This is a genomic window from Paenibacillus agaridevorans (assembly GCF_018604145.1).
GTDB classification, from domain to species: Bacteria; Bacillota; Bacilli; order Paenibacillales; family Paenibacillaceae; genus Pristimantibacillus; species Pristimantibacillus agaridevorans.
Genome location: NZ_CP075889.1, coordinates 3,902,408 through 3,922,954 on the forward strand (window position 1 = coordinate 3,902,408; position 20,547 = coordinate 3,922,954).

General features: G+C 53.7%; 12 protein-coding genes. 4 read left to right on the forward strand and 8 right to left on the reverse strand.

Annotated features, from left to right (window positions below; genetic code table 11):
- Positions 1 to 28: 28 nt before the first annotated feature.
- A complete protein-coding gene (gltB, locus tag KJW29_RS16535; RefSeq protein WP_214630590.1) occupies positions 29 to 4,633 on the reverse strand; it encodes a glutamate synthase large subunit in 4,605 nt (1,534 codons plus the stop codon).
- Between the two features lie 354 nt (positions 4,634 to 4,987).
- On the opposite strand from gltB, the gene KJW29_RS16540 reads away from it, so the two are divergent.
- Positions 4,988 to 6,319: an SGNH/GDSL hydrolase family protein gene (locus KJW29_RS16540; RefSeq protein WP_214630591.1), complete on the forward strand. Its 1,332-nt coding sequence runs from the start codon at positions 4,988 to 4,990 to the stop codon at positions 6,317 to 6,319.
- A 372-nt stretch (positions 6,320 to 6,691) separates the two neighbouring features.
- Here KJW29_RS16540 and kapB read toward each other — a convergent pair whose 3' ends face one another.
- Positions 6,692 to 7,087 carry a kinase-associated lipoprotein B gene (gene kapB / locus KJW29_RS16545; protein WP_246608745.1) on the reverse strand — a complete coding sequence of 132 codons (396 nt, stop codon included), beginning with the start codon at positions 7,085 to 7,087 and terminating at the stop codon, positions 6,692 to 6,694.
- Between the two features lie 122 nt (positions 7,088 to 7,209).
- Between kapB and KJW29_RS16550 the strand changes: the two genes are divergently transcribed.
- Positions 7,210 to 8,325 carry an MGDG synthase family glycosyltransferase gene (locus KJW29_RS16550; protein ID WP_214630592.1) on the forward strand — a complete coding sequence of 372 codons (1,116 nt, stop codon included), beginning with the start codon at positions 7,210 to 7,212 and terminating at the stop codon, positions 8,323 to 8,325.
- 71 nt (positions 8,326 to 8,396) lie between these two features.
- Positions 8,397 to 9,812, forward strand: a complete 1,416-nt coding sequence (locus tag KJW29_RS16555; RefSeq protein ID WP_246608746.1) for an NAD-dependent malic enzyme — start codon at positions 8,397 to 8,399, stop codon at positions 9,810 to 9,812.
- 169 nt (positions 9,813 to 9,981) lie between these two features.
- On the opposite strand, the gene ltrA is transcribed toward KJW29_RS16555, so the two are convergent.
- Positions 9,982 to 11,310 carry a group II intron reverse transcriptase/maturase gene (gene ltrA / locus KJW29_RS16560; RefSeq protein WP_214625909.1) on the reverse strand — a complete coding sequence of 443 codons (1,329 nt, stop codon included), beginning with the start codon at positions 11,308 to 11,310 and terminating at the stop codon, positions 9,982 to 9,984.
- Between the two features lie 1,399 nt (positions 11,311 to 12,709).
- A complete protein-coding gene (locus tag KJW29_RS16565) occupies positions 12,710 to 13,936 on the reverse strand; it encodes an MFS transporter (RefSeq protein WP_108994523.1) in 1,227 nt (408 codons plus the stop codon).
- 313 nt (positions 13,937 to 14,249) lie between these two features.
- Here KJW29_RS16565 and KJW29_RS16570 point away from each other — a divergent pair, with 313 nt between their 5' ends.
- Positions 14,250 to 14,912 carry a YqaA family protein gene (locus KJW29_RS16570; RefSeq protein ID WP_214630593.1) on the forward strand — a complete coding sequence of 221 codons (663 nt, stop codon included), beginning with the start codon at positions 14,250 to 14,252 and terminating at the stop codon, positions 14,910 to 14,912.
- A gap of 107 nt (positions 14,913 to 15,019) precedes the next feature.
- On the opposite strand, the gene KJW29_RS16575 is transcribed toward KJW29_RS16570, so the two are convergent.
- The 4 genes from KJW29_RS16575 to KJW29_RS16590 all read right to left on the reverse strand — a co-directional run bounded on the left by KJW29_RS16575 (position 15,020) and on the right by KJW29_RS16590 (position 20,381).
- On the reverse strand, positions 15,020 to 16,099 hold the full coding sequence (locus KJW29_RS16575) for a C40 family peptidase (protein WP_214630594.1): 1,080 nt from the start codon (positions 16,097 to 16,099) through the stop codon (positions 15,020 to 15,022).
- Positions 16,100 to 16,436: 337 nt separating this feature from the next.
- Entirely contained in the window at positions 16,437 to 17,318 is an 882-nt protein-coding gene (locus KJW29_RS16580; protein WP_108994520.1) for a cation diffusion facilitator family transporter, read from the reverse strand.
- Between the two features lie 225 nt (positions 17,319 to 17,543).
- A complete protein-coding gene (locus KJW29_RS16585; RefSeq protein WP_214630595.1) occupies positions 17,544 to 19,163 on the reverse strand; it encodes an ABC-F family ATP-binding cassette domain-containing protein in 1,620 nt (539 codons plus the stop codon).
- A gap of 102 nt (positions 19,164 to 19,265) precedes the next feature.
- On the reverse strand, positions 19,266 to 20,381 hold the full coding sequence (locus KJW29_RS16590) for an MBL fold metallo-hydrolase (RefSeq protein WP_214630596.1): 1,116 nt from the start codon (positions 20,379 to 20,381) through the stop codon (positions 19,266 to 19,268).
- Between the last annotated feature and the right edge of the window lie 166 nt (positions 20,382 to 20,547).

Here is a 20,547-nt window from a genome sequence, read left to right on the forward strand (position 1 = left end):
GTAAATACCCGCCGCGAGCTCCATTCTCTTATTTGCCGCCGGTACGAGCAAGCTCTCGTTTGTTCGCTTCGAAGGCTGCCATGAGAGCTTCTCCGCCTTGAAGACCGGAATCTTCGGCTTTTTGAATTTGCTGAAGCATACGTTTGTAGTCTTTCGGAATAATCTTAACGAACTTCTCGAGGGAAGATTCCCAATCTCCCAGCACCTTCTCGCCGATTGCGCTGCCAGTGTAGCGTACATGGTTCTCGATCAAGCCGCGAAGCTCCGCGACATCCTGATTCTCCTCCACACGCTCCAGCAACACCATCTCTACGTTGCAGTTGCTAAAAAATTCGCCTTTGTCGTCATACACGTAGGCTACGCCGCCAGACATGCCAGCGCCGAAGTTGCGGCCCGTGCCGCCCAGAATGACGACTCGACCGCCCGTCATATATTCGCAGCCGTGGTCGCCCACGCCTTCGACAACAACGTCGGCTCCGCTGTTCCGTACCGCGAAGCGTTCGCCTGCAATGCCGCGGATATACGCTTGACCACCCGTCGAGCCATACAATGCGGTATTGCCCGTAACGACGTTATCTTCTGCCGCAAATGTCGCTTTCGGCGATGGAGCCACAATGATCTTCCCTCCGGAGAGACCTTTGCCAAAGTAGTCGTTCGTGTCGCCTTCAACCGAAAGCGTAATGCCTTTCGGAACGAATGCGCCGAAGCTCTGTCCGGCCGTACCAACGAAGTGGTACCAGATCGTATCTTCCGGCAATCCCTTCGCTCCGTAACGCCTTGTGACCTCGGAGCCCAAAATCGTACCAACGACACGGTTCGTATTAAGAATCGGGAACGTGCCGCGTACAAGCTCGCCGTTCTCCAGCGCCGGCGCAGCGTTCGGAACGAGTTGCTGCATATCAAGCGACAGCTCGAGACCGTGGTTCTGTTCCTGAACATTGTAACGGAACGCCCCTCCCGGGATATCCGCTTCGTACAGGATGCCCGACAAGTCAAGGCCCTTCGCCTTGTAGTGTTCAAGCAGTTGCTTCGTCTCCAGGCGGTCTACGCGGCCGACCATCTCCTGGATGGTGCGGAAGCCAAGCTCGGCCATGATCTCGCGCAGTTCCTCCGCGATGAAACGCAGATAATTGACGACATGGGACGGATCGCCCATGAACTTCGCGCGAAGCTCCGGATTTTGTGTCGCCACGCCTACCGGACAAGTATCCAGTTGGCAGACGCGCATCATGATGCAGCCCAATACGATAAGCGGAGCTGTGGAGAAGCCGTATTCCTCGGCGCCCAGCAGCACGGCAATCGCAACGTCGCGCCCGTTCATCATCTTTCCGTCGGTCTCGATGACGACGCGGTCGCGCAGCTTGTTCAGCATAAGCGTCTGATGCGTCTCGGCGAGGCCGAGTTCCCACGGAAGACCCGCATGCCGGATGGAACCCATTGGCGAAGCGCCCGTGCCTCCATCATAACCGCTGACCATGATTACGTCCGCGCGGCCCTTGGCAACGCCAGCCGCAATCGTGCCGACTCCGACTTCGGATACGAGCTTGACGTTGATGCGGGCACGCGGATTCGCGTTCTTAAGGTCGTGGATCAGCTCGGCGAGATCCTCGATGGAGTAGATATCGTGATGCGGCGGCGGCGAGATGAGGCCTACGCCAGGCGTTGAGCCGCGAACCTCGGCTACCCAAGGATATACCTTAAGGCCGGGCAGCTGCCCGCCTTCGCCAGGCTTCGCGCCTTGCGCCATCTTGATCTGAATCTCGTCCGCGTTAACCAGATAGTTGCTCGTTACGCCGAAACGGCCGGAAGCGACCTGCTTGATGGCGCTGCGACGGGAATCGCCGTTGGCATCCTTTACGAAACGTGCGGGATCTTCGCCGCCTTCGCCCGTATTGGACTTGCCGCCCAGACGGTTCATCGCGATGGCGAGACTCTCGTGCGCTTCTTTGCTGATGGAACCGAACGACATCGCGCCCGTCTTGAACCGTTTAACGATGGACTCTACGGATTCGACTTCCTCAAGCGGCACGGGCTTGCCGTCCTTCCTGAATTCCAGAAGCGAGCGAAGCGTCAGATGTTTTTTGTTCTCGCCTTGGACAAGCGCCGAGAACTTCTTGTAGAGCTTGTAGTCGTTCGCGCGGGATGCCATCTGCAGCGTGTGGATCGTCTGAGGCGTAAAGAGATGATCCTCGCCGTCCTTGCGCCATTGATAGTCGCCGCCGGAATCCAGTTCCTTCTCGGAGCCTTCCTGTTCCGCGAACGCGCGGTTATGATGTTTGAGCGTCTCTTCCGCGATGACATCGAGGCCGATGCCTCCGATGCGGGAAGGCGTCCAGGTGAAGTACTCGTTAATGACGTCCTCGCGCAGGCCAAGCGCTTCGAAGATCTGGGCGCCGCGGTACGACTGGATCGTCGAGATGCCCATCTTGGACAATACTTTAACAACGCCTTTGGTCGCGGCTTTAATGAAGTTCTTTACCGCTTTCTCATGCGATACGCTTCTCAGCATGCCTTGACGGATCATATCGTCCAGCGATTCGAACGCCAGATACGGGTTCACGACATTAACGCCGTAGCCCAGCAGCAGAGCGAAGTGATGCACTTCGCGAGGTTCGCCGGATTCCAGCAAAATCGCAACCTTCGTACGGGTGCCTTGGCGGATCAAGTGATGATGCAGCCCCGATACGGCAAGCAGCGCCGGGATAGCCGCATTCTCCTTGTCGACGCCGCGGTCGGACAAAATAAGGACATTATGGCCTTTGTCGATGACGCGATCCGCCGCTTCGCACAACGTATTCATCGCGGAACGAAGGCCCTCTTCTCCCTCGCTGGCGGTAAAGAAGATCGGAAGCGTGATCGACTTGAAACCAGGGCGGCGCACATGGCGCAGCTTGGCGAATTGCTCGTTGGACAAAATCGGAGTGTCCAGCTTGATATGACGGCAGCTCTCCGGCTCCGGATTCAGCAGGTTGCGCTCCGGTCCGATCGTCGTGCTCGTCGAAGTGATGATCTCTTCGCGGATGGCGTCGATCGGCGGGTTCGTGACTTGCGCGAACAGCTGCTTGAAGTAGTTATACAGGCGCTGCGGACGTTCCGACAGTACAGCCAGCGGAGCGTCATAACCCATGGAAGCGATCGGCTCCTGGCCGCTGCCCGCCATCGGCTCCAGCACTTTGCGAATATCCTCGAACGTATAGCCGAATGCCTGTTGACGTTGCTGGACCGTATCATGGCTCGGCTCCGGAACCTCGGGCGCTTCCGGCAGATCGTCCAAGCCCACAAGATGCTCATCCAGCCATTCGCGATAGGGATGCTCCGCCACGATGGATGCCTTGACTTCTTCGTCGGAAATAATGCGGCCTTGCTCCGTGTCGACAAGCAGCATCCGGCCCGGGCGCAAGCGATCCTTGTAAAGGATATCCTCCGCCGGAATTTCGACGACTCCGGCTTCGGAGCCCAAAATGATATGGTCGTCCTTCGTTACGTAATAACGCGCAGGACGAAGACCGTTGCGGTCGAGTACGGCGCCGATTTGCGTGCCATCCGTGAATCCCATCGCCGCCGGCCCGTCCCATGGCTCCATAAGCGTGCTGTGGTATTCGTAGAACGCCTTGCGGTCAGGGTCCATGCTGTCGTTGCCGGACCAAGGCTCCGGCACCATCATCATCGCGACATGCGGCAGCGAGCGGCCGGACAGATGCAGGAATTCCAGCGTATTGTCGAACATGGCCGTGTCGGATCCGTCCGGGTTGATGATTGGTTTGATCTTCTCCAGATCGTCGCCGAATAGCTCGCTCGCGAACAGCGTCTGGCGGGCATGCATCCAGTTGACGTTGCCGCGAAGCGTATTGATCTCGCCGTTATGGATGAGGTAATGGAACGGATGCGCCCGCTCCCAGCTCGGAAATGTATTCGTACTAAAACGGGAATGTACTAAAGCCATGGCGGAAACAACCGATTCGTCATTTAATTCCATGTAGAACGAACGGACCTGCTCCGTTGTCAACATCCCTTTGTATACGATCTTCTTGGAAGAGAGGCTGGAGAAATAGAACATGTTGCCCCCGTCCTTGCCCGCATAACGGATGGCGAGCTCAGCCCGCTTACGGATCACGTAGAGCTTGCGCTCGAAAGCAAGCGTCTCGGAGAGAGAAGCATTTTTGCCGATGAACAGTTGACGGACAAACGGCTTGACGGCCAGCGCGGATTCGCCCAGCTTTTCGTCATTTGTAGGAACCGTGCGCCATCCGATCAACGTCTGGCCTTCCTCGGCGATAATGCCTTCCACTTCTCTCTCGATAGCGGCGCGTTCCCTCTCGTCATGCGGCATAAAGATCATGCCTACGGCATAGTCGCCTTCCGCTGGAAGGGCGACGCCCTGCTTCTCAAGCTCGGCGGAGAAGAATGCATGCGGGATTTGAAGCAGGATGCCCGCTCCGTCCCCCGTGTTCGGTTCGCTTCCCTGACCTCCGCGATGCTCCATGTTCTCGAGCAGATGCAGCGCCTGGCGAATGACCCTATGCGATTTGACCCCTTTGATGCTGGCTACGAAGCCCATTCCGCATGCGTCTTTCTCGAATTGCGGGTCATATAATCCTTGCTTAGGCGGCAATCCCAAAGTACTTTCTTTCATTGTAGTCTGCAACCTCTCTATCAGAAGATTTTTGGATAAGCGTAATAATGGAGAGAGAAAAAACGCGGTTCGATCACTTATTAGCTTCATTTTTGGCTTGGATTATCATAGAATGGTAGGGGACGAGGCTCAGGCCGCCTGCTCCTTTCCATCCGGTTGCCATATACCGTTACTAAGCGATTATTCTATGATTTTAACATCAGGGCAAATGGGAAGCAATTTAATAATTCTATTAGTACAAAGAAGTTGTCAGTTAGTGCAAGTTCAAAAAAAGTCCGGTTTTCAGACCTTTTGAACAAGCTCGGTCAAGACGGCTTTCGTCGAATTCCATTTTATCAAAAGGACGTGGACAGATTGTATAGTAAATTCAGGAACAAGCTCAAAATGACCGCGCTTGGCGCGGCATCGGCAGCATTGCTGGTGCAGGCGGGTTCGGCGTTCGCCGCTCCTGCATCGGCAGGAAGCGCAGCTTCGTACGACATCGTCGTGCTCGGGGATTCCATCGCCGCAGGATACCAGGCGGGCTTCACGGAGCAGTCCGTGCCTTACGGCTTTGCCGAGCATGTTTTCGAACAGGCGCTGTTTCAAGGCTTGCGGGCCGAGTATGTCAATTACGGCGTTTTGGGTCTGAGGACGGAGGGATTGGCCAATTGGCTGGAAGCCGCTATCGCGGGAGAGAAAGTAACGGAATCGGATGTGCAGGCGGGTTTGAGCGACAAGGACCCTAGGGCCAAACAGATGTTAGCCGAAATGACGGACACGCTTGCCGGGGATATTCGGGATGCCGAGACGGTGCTGATCTCGATTGGCGGGAACGATTTTCTTGGTTTTGTTAACGAGCTTGGATTGACGACGAACGTCGACGCGCTTTCGGCAGGAGACAAAACCGCGTTGCAGGACAAGCTGGATGCGCTCATAAATAATTACACGGCACAACTGGATGACATCCTCGGCATGATCGGCGAGCTGCAGCCGAAAGCAGAGGTCGTTATCGCGAACCAATATTTGCCGCTCCCCGTTCTTAAGCTGCCGAATGGAGAAACGACTTACCCCAAGGTGGCAAAGTCCGCAGCTTTGTTCCTGAAGGACGGACAATCCACTCTGAACGCGCGGTTAGGCGAGGTGGTCAAAGCTCACGGGAACAAGGGGCTTTCCATTAAAATAAGCGATGCCGCGGCAGTGATCGAAAAAAGCATTCTTACCCTGACGTCAATTAGCGATGGCGACATCCATCCCAAAGCGGCTGGTTATGCCGCGCTCGGCAAGGCTTATTCCGAACAGCTTTGGGGCGAATACAAGACGGTGCTCCCTCGCGCTGCCGGCGTCCCGATATCGGTCGTCGTAAACGGCGAGGAAATCGTCTCGAAATACGCTCCGGTTATCCAAAAAGGACGGACCTATCTTGCGGTCCGCGACATTACGGACGCCATGGGCGCCGAGCTCAAGTGGGACGCCGCTACAGCGACTGCAACCGTATCGCTGGACGGACGCACAGTCGATATTACGGTCGGCGCCGCGACAATCCGCGTAAACGGGGAAACCGTTCCGCTAAATGCCGAGCCCGCCTATCTGCAGCAATTTCCGGGCGAGAAGAAGACGTATCTCCCGCTCGCCGCGCTGTCCGAAGGACTCGGCTTCCAGGTCGAATACCGCCACGAACAGAAAATCGCATTTATCAACAAATAAAAATAAGCGTTCTGGGCAATAAAAAGTTCGAAAACAATGGTCGGAACTCAGTGATCTTATTTCTGCGATTCGTAGCCTCCTCGGGAGGCTAACGGAACTCAGCGCCGCTATTCAACCAAATTGAATCCCGTTTCATGTGAAATGACGGCAATAGGGTCTCTTAGTTCCGTTACCGTCCAAAAATGGCGATATTTCGGCGAATAGCGTCTCGCAGTTCCGTTAAGCGCTGAATATGAAGCCAACGCATCAGTCCAGCCTGGGAGTGTTGCCTCACCTAAGCAGTTTGGAGCAACCCCGATCCGGTCCAAGCAAGCACCCATCTACTCCACGCAGGATTCGCCTTTGCCGAAGAGGTATTGGCCCCCTGTATCATTAAAGCTTGTAATCCTTTTCGAGCTGCCGGATCGATTCCAGCGCCTTGGCCGTCCAGCGATTAAGACGGTCAAGGCGCTGGATCGACTGCGCTACCGCCGCTTTCAACGATTCGGTATAATCCGGCACATCGCCGGAGAACGGCTCGAGATCGCGAAGCAGCACCTTTGTTTTCTCCGTGTAACTTAGAGCGCGGCGCTCGTGAAACATGGCGACGTCGGGATTATACGGCTGGTGCAGATCTCCCTGATCGGGATGCTCCAATACCGCCAGTACCTTAACCAGCGCTCGCGGACCGTCCAGCTCCAACAGCTCGGCCGCGTAACGCCCGGATCTAACCTCCGCCTTTACGATATCTCCAATCCGATATTCCTTTGCTTCTTTGTTCATCATCATGTTCTCCCCACTCCTTTCACCTTGTATGGTAAAATAACTTGTATTTTTAAACAAGCTTCATATCCATGCTTGTATTAACCTGACACCAGAAGTAATATGGAAATAGAAAAGTGGGTGAGGATATGCGCAAGAAGAGAGTGCTTCTGCTTTCGGAAGGCTTTGGGTCAGGCCATACGCAAGCAGCATACGCGCTCGCTGTTGGGCTAAAACAGCTATGCCCTAGCATCTCCGCCAGGGTAATCGAATTAGGGAAATTTTTAAATCCCGTCATAGGGCCATGGATCGTTTCCGCCTATCGCAAGACGGTAAGCAGCCAGCCCAAGATGGTTGGGCTCATGTATCGCAGCAATTACAAGAAGCCGACGAACCGCTTCGCTCAGCTTGCTCTGCATCGCATGTTTTATACGCAGACCTCGCAAGTCATCGCACAGTTGAAGCCCGACTTGATTATATGCACCCATCCCGTGCCGAACACTGTCGTAGCTAGACTTAAGCGCTTAGGGCTCGACATGCCACTATATACGCTCATTACGGATTACGATGCCCACGGCTCCTGGGTCAACCGGGAAGTGAACCAGTACCTCGTATCCACTTCCCAAGTGAAGCAAAGGTTGATCGAGAAAGGGGTCGAGCCGGAGCGTGTCAACGTAACGGGAATACCGGTGCACCCGAGCTTTTGGAAGCAGCATGACCGAGCGGAGGTCAGACTCGAATTCGACCTGCGCGACATGCCGACCGTACTGATCATGGGCGGAGGCTGGGGTATTCTCTACGAAGACAACGCCCTCTCCTATATGACCAAGTGGCGCGAAACGACACAGCTTATTTTCTGCGTCGGCTCCAACGAGAAGATGAAGGAGAAAATGCTTGCGGACCCTATGTTCCAGCATCCCAACATCCGGATTACGGGCTTCACGCGCGAAGTGAGCAAGCTGATGGACGCAGCCGATCTGCTGGTCACCAAGCCGGGAGGCATGACATGCACCGAAGGAATGAGCAAGGCGCTGCCGATGCTTTTCTACGAGCCGATCCCGGGACAGGAAGAGGAAAACTGCGAATATTTCATTAATAACGGATTCGGCGAAATGCTGGACTCCAACGATACCGTCGACAGATGGTTCAAGCTGATCCACGACCGCGAGCAATCCAGCCGCTTCCGCAAGCTTCTGATCGAGAAGCGCGATGAACATTACGATGCTATAAAATGTCCAAATGCCGTTCTGCAACAGATGCAGTAACGGCATTATTTTTCCATAAGCAAGGGCAGATTAAGATGCAAGAGACCAATTCGACGAGGAGTTGATGGAACATGCATACGCCAATGACAGACGGGAAAACCATTATACTAAGACTGGAAATCGATACGGACGTCGCGCAGTTCGGCAAAGCCGCTACCGCGATCGAGCAAGTCAACGGCGACATCGTCGCAATCGACGTCATACATACCGACAGGAACAAAAGCGTGCGCGACCTCACAGTAAAAATAACGGAGCAAGGCGCATCCGAACGGCTGACGGAGGCTCTTCAGCATGTAAAAGGAGTACGCCTGCTCCATGTCTCCGACCGTACGTTCCTGCTACATCTGGGCGGCAAAATAACGATACAGCCCAAGACGCCGATTCAGAACCGCGACGATCTGTCCCGCGTCTATACGCCGGATGTTGCCCGCGTATGCGAAGCGATCCGGCAGGAGCCTGCCAAGGCGCATACGCTAACGATAAAGCGCAATACGGTAGCCGTCGTCTCCGACGGGAGCGCCGTTCTGGGGCTGGGCAATATCGGTCCCTACGCGGCGATGCCGGTCATGGAAGGCAAGGCGATGCTGTTCAAGCAGTTCGCCGATGTGGACGCCTTTCCCATCTGCCTTGACACGCAGGATACGGAAGCTGTCATCGCCGCGGTCAAGGCGCTTGCCCCGGCTTTTGGCGGCATTAATCTGGAGGATATCTCCGCTCCGCGCTGCTTTGAGATTGAACAGAGGCTGCGCGATGAGCTGGATATTCCGGTCTTTCACGACGATCAGCACGGCACCGCCGTTGTCTTGTACGCGGGACTGCTGAATGCGCTCAAGCTGACAGGCCGCTCGTTGTCCGAGGCGAGGATCGTTGTCTGCGGCATCGGCGCGGCGGGCACCGCCTGCACAAAGATGCTGCTGGCCGGCGGCGCCCGTCATGTCGTCGGGGTTGACCGGGCTGGCATTTTGAATGCGGACGAGCAATATGACAATGCGACATGGCAATGGTATGCGGAGAACACCAATGCCGAACGCTGCAAAGGCGGGCTGGCAGAAGCGCTTTCGGGAGCGGACGTGTTTATCGGCGTCTCCGCAGGCAAGCTTTTGAGCAGGGAGCATATTTTGAGCATGGCGCCGGAGCCTATCGTCTTTGCCATGGCCAATCCGGAGCCCGAGATCAGACCGGAGCTAGTCGAAGATATCGTTGGCGTATTCGCGACGGGTAGATCGGATTATCCAAACCAGATCAACAACGTGCTTTGCTTTCCCGGCATCTTCCGCGGAGCGCTGGACAGCCGCTCGACGGTCATCAACGAAGAGATGAAGCTCGCTGCCGCGGAAGCGATTGCCTCCGTCATCGGCGAAGACGAGCTTAACCGGCTATATATCATTCCGAGCGTATTCAACAACAAGGTCGTCGAAGAGGTTCGGCGCCGGGTAAGCGCAGCGGCCCGGAAGAGCGGCGTCTCGCGACGCAATCTCCGCGACTAGCTCGCCGAGCTCGGCGCGTAGTTGGTCTTCCATTCACCTTTATGGGCGAATGGCAGCTCCTAAAGCATACGGTCTCCCGTCCCGTCTGTAGAGTAAAGGGCTGGGACTACCAGCCCCTCCTCATCAAACCGTACGTGCGGTTTTCCCGCATACGGCTTTCCGACGTTCTTCACCTTGCGCAGTACGTACTCTTCCAGGTTGTGACGGATTGTAACCCTGCTTCCTTTAGCATCTTGAAGAATCCGGATTGACGCAGCCTCCACCTTTTAAACTTCTTCCGGCAGAAGATCATCAGCCTCTTACGGATATACCAGTCGATCTTGGCCAAGAAGCCATTGGCTAGGCCTTTGTCCGCTTTGGCATAATAGTTTCTCCACCCCACTATTTTCGGGTTGAGTACTGCGATGATCTCGCTGGTCATTTGCTTCAGTAGCGTTCGCGACGACGTGCATGCCTTTACTTTCGTCTTCATCTTCTTCATCGCTTTCTGCGACGGGAAGCACCGGAGAATTCGTGCCACTTTTCCCCCTTTGCGCATGACCGGCAGTCGACGAAAATGATGGCCGAGAAAGTCGAAGCCTTGATCGTCCTCCCACACATTCACCAGCTTGCTTTTCTCCGTATTCATGCTCAGCTCCAGTTTTGCGAATACAGCTTTCAATACCTGTATCGCTTCCAGCGCTTCTGCTTTTCGATGACATAGGATGACCAGATCGTCAGCGTAACGGACCAGCGTTCCGAGCTGCGTGTAGTTCCTCTCCCAGATCGTGTCCAGGTAGTTCAAGTAAATGTTAGCCAATAGCGGAGAAATGACGCCTCCTTGCGGGCTTCCGATGTCCGAAGCATAGAACTCGCCTTCTTTCATCACGCCTGCCGTCAGCCATCCGCGGAGAAGTTTCAGTACTTTCCGGTCGTTGACTCGTTGTTCGACGAGTGCCATCAGCTTCTCATGTGAGATGTTGTCAAAGTAGCCCCGAATGTCGACATCCACGACCCAATATACTCTCCCCTCGTTCGCCGTTGTCAGGATCTTTTGCAGCGCATCGTGCGCGCTGCGTTTCGGACGAAACCCATAGGAGAAGTCTTTGAAGTCGGCCTCGAAGATGCCTTCCAGTACGAGCTTTGTCGCCATCTGTACCAGTCGGTCTCTCACCGTCGGAATGCCGAGTGGTCTTGTCTTTCCATCATCTTTTGGAATATCTACTCGGCGTACCGGCGTTGGTCGATAGGTACCGTTTCTCAGTTGACCGCATGTCTCCGCGATAAACCGCTTCTCGCCATAGTCTTCGTTGATCGACTGGATCGTGATTTTGTCGACCCCGGCACTCCCTTTATTGGCCTTTACTCGCATCCACGCATAGGTCATGATGTCCTCGCGACTGATCTTGTCATACAGAGCATGGAACCGCCGTCCTGGCTTTTCCTTAGCTGCAAGGTAGAGGGTTCTTTGAAGTTCTCGAGCTTTTTCTTTGGCGTTGTTAGCCTTTGCGGCATTCACTCACTCTTACCTCCTTGGTTCCCATGAACGAAGTGGGGTATTGTCTTTCGACGCCCTTCCCTCCACAAGGTTATGTTGTCCTTGCTTCCTCGGTACTACGGCCCCCTCCGACTCCCTTCCCACCGCTAGCCACTTCACCTTTCAAGGCTTATAGGTTTGCTCGTTACGGCCCCTTGCTGCCGTGTGGGGGAGGGTCTCCCTAGTTCCGAACATAACTGTCTCCACATGCCGATCCCCATACACCGGAGGGTTCTTCCGTGCTGCTCCAAGTTCTGTGCACGTTCCATGGCCTTCGCCCGTCCGCTCAAGGCTCGGCTCCCTCTTGTCCCTTGCGGGTTCCTTTTGACGATGCGGCAGGATTCACTCGGATGTTACGGCCTGAGGGCTTGCTTCGCATGATTTTTTTTTTTTTCATGCTTTTCGTAGGGCTTCAACCCATGAATTTCTCCATGACCTGCCTACTAGCTACGGGGCAGCTTGGCCTTTACCCCGGCTGAACTTTCATCAGCTAGTTATGCCCAGCTTGGCTAGGCGCACAACGGACAAACAAGTCGCTATTCTTCGATTTCTGAAGGTTTCTACAATCTAACGGACACAGGCGACTTTATTTGCATCCTCCCAACGCCAATTTGACTGATAGCGACCAAATAACGTCTCTCCTGTCTGTTAAAGTTTGTTTGGGACAAAAAACGGACAAATAGCGTCGCTGGTGTCTGTTAGATTTTTCGAAAAACCTAAAGTGTCGCTCATCGTGCCTGTCTGTTCTATCACCTTACTCTCGATTAAGTGGAAAAACGCCCACTATTGCCTCTGTCTACGTCCTTGCTTGCGCTTTAGAGGGAAATCCTACCTCTAATCCAGGTCGAATCGCTGGATTCGGGCAGAATTCACTAAATGAAAGGGAGTTTTTCCCTCTAAATCGAGCGGATAGCCCGTTTTATCCAGTTTAAAGGGAGCTTTTCCCTCTATTTTCCGATACAGGTATATGACTGACCACTCCTCACACTTGCTGCGACAGTGCGGATAACCCGATCGAATTCTCTCGTGGATGAGCAATCGCGCTGTGATAAAACCTCTAACCATGTTTTTCAAGGATGAGCGACCTCCAGCTTTGCAAAGCAAAGCCGCTTCGGAAGCATGAGGCAGGTTTAATCGCCAATAAAAATCGGCAATAAGAAATCCGTTTTCGAGAACCGAAAACTTTTACTTTATTATGTGGTGGAAAAAGGGGCTCCCCCAAAAGCCAATTTGTGATTTTTCGAGCTCCACGTCAAATCGGATTTTTTCAAGAAAAAAACCTCATCCTCCACTGAGTGGAATTCGAGGTCCTTTTCGTATATATCGCAACGTTCCCCTATCATTCTAACACTTTCTGGGACAACCCCTTAATAATCGCTCACTAGCTGCTGCGTATAGGCGACTTGATGCCCTCCGTTCTTCTGCGGCTTAACATGACGGTCAGACCGGCAAACATCATAATCACGCCTGTAGCGACGAAGATCCAGTTCAATCCCAGGAATAACCCCAGCAGACCTCCCAACAGCGGCCCAAGCATGGAACCGAATTGGTTCGCGCTCGCCGTCAGTCCGAAGGAACGACCGCGGAATTGTTCGTCGGTGTTCTGCACCATAAGCGTATTGACGATAGGCACGACGCCCGCCATAAAAAGGCCGAACAGGAATTGCACAGCGGCGAATACCCAAAGCACTTCCACGAAATACTGCATGCAGACGACCGTGCCCGCTGTAAGCAAACAGAACACGAGAATGCGATAATAGCCCTTTCTCTCGCCTAATCTGCCCCATACGGGAGAAGCGATAATACCCGCTACACCGATCAAGGACAAGACCAGACCGGCAGACAACATCGCTCCCTTTTCTCCGCCAAGATCCGCGATATGAAGGGCCAGCTGAGGCTGTATCATATTGATGGACAACTGGAACACGACAAGCACGAGCAGCATGCCCATAAGTCCCTTGTTCCGGAACGCCATCCGATAAGTGTAAGGCTCCAGTTTCTTAACCCCCGAGCCCTCCGAAGGTTTAGCCGCAGGCGAGTTGCCTTCCTTAACCCAAAAGATGACCGCGACGCTCGCCGCCAAAATAATGAGGGATGCCGCGATAAAAGAGTGGCGAATGCCGAACAACTCCGCCAGCGTACCGCCGAACAGCGGCCCTAAAATGCCGCCTGTCATCGTCCCTGCCTGCATCAGGCCAAGGCTTGAGCCAAGTTTCTCCTTTGGCGCGATCGATGCGACAATCGACATGGACGCCGGCACGAAACCGCCCACGAAACCTTGCATCATCCGAACGCCGACCAATTGCCATGGCGTCTCCACAAAGGCGAACAACGCATAAATGGCCGCCAGACTGACGCCCGCCCGAATAACCATTTTGCGCTTGCCGTATTTGTCGGCCATCATGCCCCACAGCGGAGCCATCACGGCGCCCATCAGGAAGGCCGAGGAGTGAACGATTCCCGCCCACAAGTTGACCGAGCTCTTGTCTACTCCGAGATCGAAGAGGAACAACGGCAAAAAAGGGATCGACATCGTATAGCTGGAGCTGCAGAACAACACGCCAAACCACAAAATCCACATTGTACGTTTCCACGGTTCTAAAGTCATAAGCTGTTATTGTTCTCCTCTCTCCACACGTGAAATCAAATAAAACTTGTCCGCAGCCGATTTACAATACTTCAACTATACGCGTGTCGACGCCTTACTTCAAAACCGAATTAAGCAGGAATTGCAAGAAAAACCCGCTTCCATAGCCGAAGAAGGCTGATTATCGAAGTATTCGCATAAAATAAATTGAAACCAACTGCCAGTGTTCCACGTATCACCGAAGTGTTCCTGTGTGTTATACTGAACAGGCAGCCCAAGGTGAAACGACGTCGCCGAAGCGATGCGTTTCAATCCATACAAAGGAGCCTACTTCATGTTTCAAGCCGTCATTGATTTTCTGGAAGACTACGGCCCCTGGGGATTATTCGTTCATTCCTTTCTGGATGCGGTGATCTTTCCGATCCCTGCCTTTTTCCTTCAAGTATCTTTAAGCATTCTTAATCCTTCCAACGCATTGTGGCTCGCTACCTTCGGATACATCGCATGTCTGCTCGGTACGCCGGTAGGTTATCTTATCGGCAAGGTCATGGGCAAATCCGTTCTGTATCGCTTCCTGAAAACGGAGTGGATCGATGCTGCAACTTCCCGATTTCAAAAAAACGGAGAAGCTGCCATCCTTATCGGTTCATTTACCCCTATTCCGTTCAAAGTATTCACGATTCTATCGGGATGCCTGAACTTCCCGTTATGGCGTCTGATCGGATATGCTGCCCTGGGAAGAGCCGTCAAGTTCTATGCCGTTGGCGCGTTGTTCTACTTTTACGGCCGTGCCGCGGAATCAATGGTTAAGGATGTATCGTTGTATATCTTCATCGGCGGCGTTCCGCTGATTGCTCTCTTTTTGTTCATTCGAAGCCGTATCCGCAAGCGGAAGGAAGCAGCAACTGCTGCCGCGGAACCATCCGAGCAAGCAACCGCGAACACCAAGACCGTTGCAAGCACATCCGACAGTACCGATCTGGGAAGCCAATTGTAATGGCAAAAAGCTATCCGAATTCCGCTCTCAATATCGAGCGGAATCGCGGATAGCTTTTTTTTAAGCAAATCTATAATTACTAATTCTGCTTGCGGAAGCTTGTCCCTTTACAGTGCGCTTCCGCCATACAAGAACCGATATTCCCAATGCGTGCCCATGATATCGTTCGTTCTGACGCCGCCGCTTTCTTTGGAATAGGTATGCAGAACTTTACCGTTGCCGAGGTAGATGGCTACGTGCGTGATCCTCTGACTCGACTTGTTTACGCCGCTGTACGACGATTTGCTGCTGCCCTTGTAGGACATGAAGAACATAAGATCTCCGCGCTTCAGCTGGCTGATGCTGGTGACGGCATTGCCTTTGTTTTTCACGTACGTGCCTTGCTGACGCGAATCGGCTGGAAGCGTTACGCCGAGAGCCTGCTTGAAAATATGCTTCGTGAAGTCCGAGCAGTCGAACGTTGCCGTCGTATTGCGATTAGAGCCGAATTCATACGGCGTTCCCAGATATTTCATTCCCGTCGCAATCATCTTCTCGACGGAAGTATTCGTTGCTCCTTCCTGGGAAACCGAATCGCCTCCCGTAGAGCCTCCGCTGCTGCCGGTTTCCTTGTCGGCACCCGAACCCGTGCTTGGCTTGCCATTAACCGTAATATATTGCGACTGCGAGGAGACATATCCTCTCACGCCATTAGAGTCCATAACCTCGTACCAGCCGCTGCTTGGCTGGGAGATCACCTTCACTTCCTCGCCAGTCTTTAGATAACGGACTCGCGTATACGAGGTTCCCGGTCCTTTGCGGAACGATACCGATTTTTGGATAACGCCTGTCAGCGTAGCTAGCGCCGGAGTATCCGTCCCCGTTCCCGATTCTGTACCGCCGCTCGGCGCATTCGAGCCAAGTTCCGTATATTTCGAAGATGATGAAATATAACCCGTCTTGCCATTCGTATCGCTGACTTTGTACCAGCTGCCCGACTTCTCCAGAATGGATACTTGTTCGCCTTTCTTAAGCATCCGAATGACCGAAGCCGTGCTGGATGGGCCGGACCGCATGTTTACTCCCCATATAACTTCTGCAGATTGCGCTGCATGCGCGACCGGTGCCGGCAACGCAGCCACAGACCCGAATAACAACGCGGCGGACAATGTTGCAGTAACGACTTTATATTTGACTGATGTGTTCAAAATTGTTACGCCTCCTCTGGTTTCTTGGATGAACAATGCCTTGTTTGGCGCCCACAATCATTGTAAGTTGGCACTCGCAGGACAAGCATCGTCCCAAGTTCCTAAAAGGCGGGGTCCCGGCATGGGTGCAGCGCATTACCCTTTTTTGCTAAGAAAAAATTAATAAAAGGCATCCCCGCCCATGGGGATGCCTTCCTTGGAAATGGATGTATAACGTCTCGCCCTTACAGCCGCTTCAAGGGCGGCACTGTGAATAACCTCATAAAACATTAGGACCTTCTCATAAGGTTGCTAGGACTTTAGAATCATTTTTCGTCGATTGACCAGAGACATGGTCTTAATTACCAATAGGACTCTCAAGCGGCTCGACATGGACATGCACGCTTAAAATGTTGTGCTTTCGTCCCAATCTGTGCTCGATCTCGTCGCAAATACGGTGGCTTTCGATGAGCGTCAGCTCCGGATCCACCTGTACAATGACGTCGACAAGCACGTTGCTGCCATGAATGCGCGCTTTGATGTCCTTAATGGTCTGGACGCCCTTCGTGCGGGCTATCGTCGTCCGCAAGGTATGCAGCTCCTTCTCGTCGAAGCCGTCCGTCAGCGCATGCGTAGAGCTATAGAAGATGCTCCAGGCCGTCTTGCAAATGATGAGTCCCACGGCAATCGCAGCGACCGGATCCATCCAAGGCATGCCGAACTGCGATGCAATGATGCCTACGGCCGCACCGATACTTACGAGAGCATCGGACAAGTTATCCTTGGCGGCAGCCAGCAGCGCCATATTGTTGATCCGCTTCGCGAGCCTGCTGTTGTACATGTAAACCGCGCCCATGCATACGGCAGAGAACAAGGCTACCCATGCCGTTATCAGATTAGGCGTCTCCTCATGCCCTTCGAACAACGATTGGCCCGCCGTGATAAGCACCTGCAAACCTACGCTTGCCATAATAAACGAGGCGACCAGCGCCGCGATCGTCTCCGCCCGGAAGTGTCCGTATGGATGATCTTTGTCCGGCGGCTTCTGCGAGATCCGCAGGCCGATCAGGACCGCCACCGATGCCACGATGTCCGTCAGGTTGTTAAACCCGTCCGCGACAAGGGCCCCGGATATGTACCAATAACCCGCTCCAAGCTTCAATGCCGTCAGAGCAAGATAAGCGCCGATACTGACCCAGGCACCTTTCTCGCCTTGTTTGATTTCATCATACTGATTCAACTTTCAAGCCCTCCTGCCACTCTGCTATCGCTTGTTACCATTATCTCTCTAATATCTAACGGTTATCATACCCGACGTATATCGTGTGGGTCTAGAGAAACAGTGTTGACCAGATGCGCGCTTTTATGCACGAGGGCAACACACTTGGCTTGGACCACATGGCTTTTGACAAACAACAAGCCGCCCGGAGATCGCTCCGAAGCGGCTTGGTCGAAACCTATTTTTTTAGACCGAATACATACGCTCGCGCAGTTCTTTGATTTCCGCGCTCTCGAGATACTCGTCATACGTCGTCATTCTGTCAATTATGCCGTTAGGCGTAATCTCGATAATGCGGTTGGCTACCGTCTGAACGAACTGATGGTCATGGGACGTGAACAGAATCGTGCAGTCCGTATCGATCAGGCCGTTATTGAGCGCGGTGATGGATTCCAAGTCCAAGTGGTTGGTAGGCTCGTCGAGAATAAAGACGTTGGCGCCTTCCAGCATCATCTTGGACAACATGCAGCGGACCTTCTCTCCTCCGGACAATACGCTGGCTTTCTTCATGGCTTCGTCGCCGGAAAACAGCATGCGGCCCAGGAAGCCGCGGAGGAACGTCTCGTCCGGATCCTTGGAATATTGGCGAAGCCATTCGACCAGGTTCATGTCCACGCCCTCGAAATACTTCGAGTTGTCCTTAGGGAAGTAGGCGCGGGTCGTCGTTACGCCCCACGAGTAAGAGCCTGCATCAGGCTCCAGTTCGCCCGCGATCAATTGGAAGAACGTAGTCTTCGGCGTGCCGTTTGGCCCTACGAATGCGATTTTGTCGCCTTTGTTGATTGCAATCGTCATGTTGTTGATGACCTTTTCGCCTTCGATCGTTTTGGTCAAGCCGTCCACGAGCAGCAGTTGCTTGCCTGCTTCGCGCTCGCCCTTGAACAGGATGAACGGATATTTCCGATTCGACGGACGAATGTCGTCGAGCGTGATCTTGTCGAGCAATTTTTTACGGGAAGTCGCTTGCTTCGACTTGGATTTGTTGGCGCTAAAGCGTTGAATAAACGCTTGCAGCTCCTTGATCTTGTCTTCCTTCTTTTTGTTCTCGGAGCGCTGCAGGGACAGCGCCAATTGGCTGGACTCGTACCAGAAGTCGTAGTTGCCTACGTACATCTGGATTTTGCCGAAGTCGATGTCGGCGATATGCGTACATACCGTGTTCAGGAAGTGACGGTCATGGCTGACCACGATTACGGTGCCTTCGTAGCGCGAAAGGAAATCTTCCAGCCAACGGATGGATTCGATGTCCAGATGGTTGGTAGGCTCATCGAGCAGCAGAATCTGCGGCGATCCGAACAACGCTTGCGCCAGCAAGACGCGGACCTTCTCGTTGCCGTCCAGCTCCGACATCAGCTTGTCGTGCAGCTCGGTCGTAATGCCGAGGCCGTTAAGCATCTCGGCGGCTTCGGATTCCGCTTCCCAGCCGTTCATCTCCGCGAATTCGGCTTCCAGCTCGCCCGCGCGCATGCCGTCTTCGTCCGTAAAGTCCGCTTTGGCATACAGGGCGTCCTTCTCCTTCATGACTTCATAGAGCTTCTTATGGCCCATGACGACCGTCTCAAGCACTTTAAAGCTATCGTATTCGTAATGGTTCTGCTTGAGGACCGCCAGCCGCTCGCCCGGCGTAATATGAACTTCGCCGGAGGACTGTTCCACTTCGCCCGACAGAATCTTCAGGAAAGTCGACTTGCCCGCGCCGTTAGCGCCGATCAAGCCATAGCAGTTGCCCGGCGTAAACTTAATAGTAACGTCTTCAAAAAGCGGTCGCTTCCCGAAACGAAGCGTAATGCCACTTGTACTAATCATTTCTCCAATCCCATCCTTTACACATTATGCTCGCACTATTATAGCATAGTCTGTACTGGAAACGAACGCACAAATGACAGAAACCTCCCCGCCGTTCGAAGTTTACTTCCGCTCGCCGTTCCCGGCAAGCTTCCATGTCTCTCCGTGCGGAAGGACGATGATGCGGTTTTCCTCCAGCTTGCGTCTGCAGCGCTCCGCCTCCAGCCGCTCCAGCGCTTCCAGCGGCGTATCGTCCGCGAGCTTGAACGCTCCGTAATGCATGGGTACGAACCAGCGGGCTCCGGTATCCTCGAAGGCTTGCAGCGCTTCTTCCGGCGTAACATGCTGCGGTCCCATAAACCATTCCGGCTCGTACGCGCCGATTGGCATCAAGGCCACGTCGATGTCAAAGCGGCGGCCGATTTCCTTGAAGCCGGCAAAGTAGCCGCTGTCGCCTGCAAAGTAGATCGTCGGCGCATCGCATACCATCGGTCTGCCGTCGCAAACCGTCATCTCATCCGCCGAATAACCCGCGGCGATCTCACGCCGCATGATCTCCGACTCGCAAGACGACGCACCGCCTGTGCCATGAAGCGCCACTTTCCTGGAAGTTCCATCCGGCCTCAACAAGCCCGGTCCCGAATCCGCCCCGCTTTTCTGAATAATCCAGCCGCCCCAATGCGAGCTGTTCGTATCCCATGGGTTGCGGCGGGTCCAGTGCTGGGACGGAACGAACGTAAAAGTCGTTTCGCCGATTCTCGCCGACTCCCACCAATGCAGCTCCTTTACGCGCGAGAACCCCTTGAACCGTAGCTTGGAGCTGAGTCCGGCAGGAACAATAATTTGTTTGGCCCCGCTCAGTCTGCGAATCGAGCCGATATTAAGATGATCGTAATGAGAATGCGAGATCAGGATAACGTCGATAGGCGGCACCTGATCGATGGGGATGCCCGGCGGGGCAAGACGTTTCTGGAACGCCATTTTCCCAGCCCATACGGGATCCGTCATAATATTAAGACCTTCGATTTGGATAAGGAAGGTGGAATGTCCGATCCAGGTAATCGTGGGCAGCTCCGTATTTCCTTTCAGAAACTCGATATCGGGTTCCACGTTCGGCACTTGATACGAATAATCCTTGTGCTTTATCTTCCTGACTCTTTCCTGTCTCCACCTGTTGAATTGCTTATATGAGTTTTGCTGCACGACTTTATTCTGATTAGAGAAACGCCTGATACGCACACTGCTGCCTCCTCCCTTGCTTCTGTCTTATCAATAAGATACCAAGGGCGGGGCATGGTTTGCAAATAAAGCTTTCTTCATAACAAGCCCAATTTAAGTCGGTATTCCATGCCATTTTTAGAAAATCGATGCCATGCGTGGTATAGTAGGAGGAAAGGAGGTACGC

What these genes read in the sequence shown, in the direction of transcription:
- KJW29_RS16570 (WP_214630593.1), top strand. Translation starts at nt 14,250, where the DNA reads ATGTTTCAAGCCGTCATTGATTTTCTGGAAGACTACGGCCCCTGGGGA.
- gltB (WP_214630590.1), bottom strand. Translation starts at nt 4,633, where the DNA reads ATGAAAGAAAGTACTTTGGGATTGCCGCCTAAGCAAGGATTATATGAC.
- KJW29_RS16550 (WP_214630592.1), top strand. Translation starts at nt 7,210, where the DNA reads ATGCGCAAGAAGAGAGTGCTTCTGCTTTCGGAAGGCTTTGGGTCAGGC.
- KJW29_RS16565 (WP_108994523.1), bottom strand. Translation starts at nt 13,936, where the DNA reads ATGACTTTAGAACCGTGGAAACGTACAATGTGGATTTTGTGGTTTGGC.
- KJW29_RS16555 (WP_246608746.1), top strand. Translation starts at nt 8,397, where the DNA reads ATGCATACGCCAATGACAGACGGGAAAACCATTATACTAAGACTGGAA.
- KJW29_RS16585 (WP_214630595.1), bottom strand. Translation starts at nt 19,163, where the DNA reads ATGATTAGTACAAGTGGCATTACGCTTCGTTTCGGGAAGCGACCGCTT.
- kapB (WP_246608745.1), bottom strand. Translation starts at nt 7,087, where the DNA reads ATGATGATGAACAAAGAAGCAAAGGAATATCGGATTGGAGATATCGTA.